The sequence below is a fragment of the Aequorivita lipolytica genome, from assembly GCF_007997135.1.
Taxonomy (GTDB): Bacteria; Bacteroidota; Bacteroidia; order Flavobacteriales; family Flavobacteriaceae; genus Aequorivita; species Aequorivita lipolytica.
Map to the genome: position 1 here is coordinate 1 of NZ_VORU01000029.1, position 2,958 is coordinate 2,958.

Genomic DNA, 2,958 nt, shown 5'->3' on the forward strand with positions numbered 1-2,958 from the left:
GAATGAGTAATTAGTAATTAGTAATTTTTAAAGCATAAAGCTTAAAGCCTACAGCCTAAAGCCAACCAAATCCAGCTGAAGGAAAGGATTCAAACGTAAACTTAATATTCGGTTTAGATTTGAATTTTGATTTCGATTTCGATTTCATAAAAACCTTAACGAAACAAGAGCAAAGAGCCAAGAGCCAAGAGCAAAGAGCCAAGAGCAAAGAGCCAAGAGCCAAGAACCAAGAACCAAGAACCAAGAACCAAGAGCAAAGAGCCAAGAACCAAGAACCAAGAGCCAAGAGCCAAGAGCCAAGAGCCAAGACTAAAGAATGAGTAATTAGTAATTAGTAATTTTTAAAGCATAAAGCTTAAAGCCTACAGCCTAAAGCCAACCCAATCCAGCTGACGAAAGGGATTCAAGCGTAAACTTAATATTCGATTTCGATTTCTATTTCGATTTCATTAGGAACTATTGCCAAATACGAACCAAGAACCAAGATTAGAGAATGAGCAATGAATAATTTTTAATACCTAATGCCTATTGCTTACAGCCTAAAACCTAAAACCCACCAACACATGTACCCATAAATAATAATTAATTTTCAACATATCGTATACAATCTAATTTTTCGTATTTTTGTCTTGTGCAAAAGCTATCTTACATAAAATTATCTGATAATCAAATAGATAAAGTTGGAAATTCAATAATTTATCTTTCTGAGAAAATTGGTGATTTATCCAAAACTAAAGCTTTAAAGCTAATATATATTTTAGATGAATTATCAATTAAGAAGAGTGGTATTCCATTTTTTAACCTAAAGTATAAGCTATGGAAATTCGGTCCTGTTTCCGAAGAGATTTTTATAGACTTATCTTCCGAAACCACATTACTTAAAAAGTACATAGAAAGAACTTCGGAAGACGGGGTTATAATAATTAAACCTATTGTTGCTTTCAATGATGATGAATTTTCAGATAACGATATAGATCTATTAGATTTTGTTATTGAAAAATTTGGTAATAAGTCTGCAAAAGAACTGGTATTCTACACCCATCGTCAAAATTCACCTTGGCACAACACAGCTTTAGAAAATTCCGTTCTGGAATTATTGGAAAACGAAGAGATTAATAACACCGAGTTATTAATTGATATGAGTTCCTTAATAAACCACGACGAAAGAAAAAAGATGATTTACAGAGACTTCATAGAAGCGAATTAAAATGTTTGAAGAAGGAGCCATAATCTACTTTGACCCTTTTTATTTCAAGAATGGAAATACCGCAAAACCAAAATACTTTATCGTATTAAAAAATCAAGCTAATAAAAATATTTTAGCTTCATTGCCCACAAGAACAGATTCTATCCCGAAAATGGAAGAGATTGAAAATGGCTGTATTGAACTTCCTTCAATAAACTTAAATTGTTTTGTAATTTCAAACAACATACAAGTAACAGAATGTGGCAAGTCTTTTGATTTTAAAACACACATTTATGGACATCAAATAGATGACTATGATATTGAATTTTTAAAAGAGATTTATCCCCTTGAAAACACTGACTATGAAATATGGGGAAAAATGAAAAATGAACTCTTCCTTTCATTAATAGCATGTTTGAGAAATTCTAAGTCGGTAAAAAGAAAATACCTAAAAATATTACGGAATTAGATAGTAAATCCAACATCGTTCAATCATCAATCAAATTTAAAACAGCCCAAAGCCAACAGCCTAATGCCTATTGCTAAATGCCAACAGCATAAAGCCAACCAAATCCAGCTGACGGAAGGGATTCAACGTAAACGTAATATTAGTTTCCAATTTCAATTTCGATTTCGATTTCGATTTCGATTTCGATTTCGATTTCATTAGAACCTTAGCGAAACAAGAGCCAAGAACCAAGAGCCAAGAGCCAAGAGCCAAGAACCAAGAACCAAGAGCCAAGAGCCAAGAACCAAGAACCAAGAGCCAAGAACCAAGAGCCAAGAACCAAGAACCAAGAGCTAAGAGCCAAGAGCCAAGAGCCAAGAACCAAGAACCAAGAACCAAGAGCCAAGAACCAAGAGCCAAGAACCAAGAGCCAAGAACCAAGAGCCAAGAGCCAAGACTAAAGAATGAGTAATGAGTAATGAGTAATTTTTAAAGCATAAAGCTTAAAGCCTACAGCATAAAGCCAACCAAATCCAGCTGACGAAAGGGATTCAAGCGTAAACTTAATATTCGGTTTAGATTTGAATTTCGATTTCGATTTCGATTTCATAAAAACCTTAACGAAACAAGAGCCAAGAACCAAGAACCAAGAACCAAGAACCAAGAACCAAGAACCAAGAACCAAGAACCAAGAACCAAGAGCCAAGAGCCAAGAGCCAAGAGCCAAGAGCCAAGAGCCAAGAGCCAAGAGCCAAGAGCCAAGAACCAAGAGCCAAGAGCAAAGAGCCAAGAGCCAAGAACCAAGAGCCAAGAGCAAAGAGCCAAGAGCCAAGAACCAAGAGCCAAGACTAAAGAATGAGTAATGAGTAATGAATAATTTTTAATACCTAATGCCTATTTCCAAATGCCTACAGCTTAAAGCTTCAAGGGTTACAAACACTACAAGCAGTATATCCTGCACTTTTAGCATCTGACTTGCTAATTTCAATTTTGCTCTTTTTAAGGTAATGGCAGGTGCCTTTATGATATTTGGTGCCAGTTTTTGTAATATAGACTACTTGCTGGACGGGATGAATATGGGAAACCGGCGTGACAACCGTGGTGGCGGAAAAACTTGGGGAAAGAGAGAAGGATAAAAATAGGAGAAGGAAGAGGAGTTTTTTTATCATATTAAATAATTTAACTGAGAATTTAAAGGGGACTATCTCATAAAGTGTGTAAGTTAAAAATTAGCGGGGGCATGCCCCCGCTAATTTTTTGTTTAATTTTAAATATTTACACCTTATGAAGAAAGATGATTTAATTTCAGATGATTTTCTGAAGC

Annotated in this window: 5 protein-coding genes; 2 read left to right on the plus strand and 3 right to left on the minus strand. The window is 35.1% G+C overall.

All coding sequences use genetic code 11. The features are described from left to right. Positions 1-631 precede the first annotated feature (631 nt). Together ESV24_RS15085 and ESV24_RS15090 are read left to right on the plus strand one after the other, a co-directional pair. On the plus strand, positions 632-1,207 hold the full coding sequence (locus ESV24_RS15085; protein WP_111817155.1) for a Panacea domain-containing protein: 576 nt from the start codon (positions 632-634) through the stop codon (positions 1,205-1,207). Between the two features lies 1 nt (position 1,208). Then, complete coding sequence (locus tag ESV24_RS15090) at positions 1,209-1,655, plus strand: hypothetical protein (RefSeq protein WP_111817156.1); 447 nt, start codon at positions 1,209-1,211, stop codon at positions 1,653-1,655. A gap of 205 nt (positions 1,656-1,860) precedes the next feature. On the opposite strand, the gene ESV24_RS15095 is transcribed toward ESV24_RS15090, so the two are convergent. From ESV24_RS15095 to ESV24_RS15105, 3 genes are all read right to left on the minus strand, one after another. Beyond that, positions 1,861-2,082, minus strand: coding sequence for a hypothetical protein (locus ESV24_RS15095; RefSeq protein ID WP_146951083.1), 222 nt, complete (start codon positions 2,080-2,082; stop codon positions 1,861-1,863). Between the two features lie 158 nt (positions 2,083-2,240). After that, a complete protein-coding gene (locus ESV24_RS15100) occupies positions 2,241-2,480 on the minus strand; it encodes a hypothetical protein (protein ID WP_211359048.1) in 240 nt (79 codons plus the stop codon). A 77-nt stretch (positions 2,481-2,557) separates the two neighbouring features. Next, the gene (locus ESV24_RS15105) at positions 2,558-2,803 is read right to left on the minus strand and encodes a hypothetical protein (protein ID WP_146743197.1); all 246 of its coding nucleotides are present in this window, start codon (positions 2,801-2,803) and stop codon (positions 2,558-2,560) included. Positions 2,804-2,958: the final 155 nt, after the last annotated feature.

Bases quoted from the DNA above. Each gene is read 5' to 3' on its own strand.
- ESV24_RS15090 (WP_111817156.1), top strand. From the start codon at position 1,209: ATGTTTGAAGAAGGAGCCATAATCTACTTTGACCCTTTTTATTTCAAG.
- ESV24_RS15105 (WP_146743197.1), bottom strand. From the start codon at position 2,803: ATGATAAAAAAACTCCTCTTCCTTCTCCTATTTTTATCCTTCTCTCTT.